Source organism: Blautia sp. OF09-25XD (genome assembly GCF_003482095.1).
Taxonomy (GTDB): Bacteria; Bacillota; Clostridia; order Lachnospirales; family Lachnospiraceae; genus Fusicatenibacter; species Fusicatenibacter saccharivorans.
The window spans coordinates 1-618 of sequence record NZ_QUMG01000055.1 but is presented as its reverse complement, the minus strand read 5'-3'; the positions used below and the strand labels follow the sequence as shown (position 1 = coordinate 618).

Genomic DNA, 618 nt, shown 5'->3' with positions numbered 1-618 from the left:
GTCTGAAATAGGATGGCATCTTGGGAAAGCAGAAATCAAAATCAAACCGGGCCGGATTCCGTTTCGTTGTATGCACCAGATGTTCCGCTGCATTGAAACGTTTCTTACTTTCCTCAATTTGGGCCAGTTCTTCCCACACAGATTCATACACTTCGACCAGATAGCAGACAGCAGAACGGTAAATCTCCAGTGTCTGGCGGATCGGAATATTCTGTTTTCGTAATTCAACACCATAACTGGATATGATTTTCATTCGCTTTCTCCTCCGGGTTTTAACGGGATTTTTCCTTCTGACCTTCTATGTAAGCAAGTATCTGTTCACGGCTTCGGTCACTAACCGTTACAGCACAATAAGACGGATTTCACAAATGTTCTCCCCACAACTCTTTCCTTGACGCCGGATAGGAAAAACCATTTTTATTAATTGTAAACATATCTTTCTCCATAAAAGTATTTTACCATATCCATAATAATATATCAAACATTTGTTCTGTTTTATATAAAAAAAATTGCGCGTCTAACTCATCACTACTACAATATATTTATGGGTAATCCCCTTACTTCCAGTAAGGATTTATCCATCTCATTACTTAAACTGTTAGAATGTAGGATGCAATG

The 618-nt window shown here is 38.5% G+C and carries 1 pseudogene; it reads right to left on the bottom strand.

Going from position 1 to position 618, the window contains the following annotated elements:
- Window positions 1-253, bottom strand: a pseudogene (locus DXA93_RS17570) (IS200/IS605 family accessory protein TnpB-related protein); the annotation flags it as partial.
- Between the last annotated feature and the right edge of the window lie 365 nt (window positions 254-618).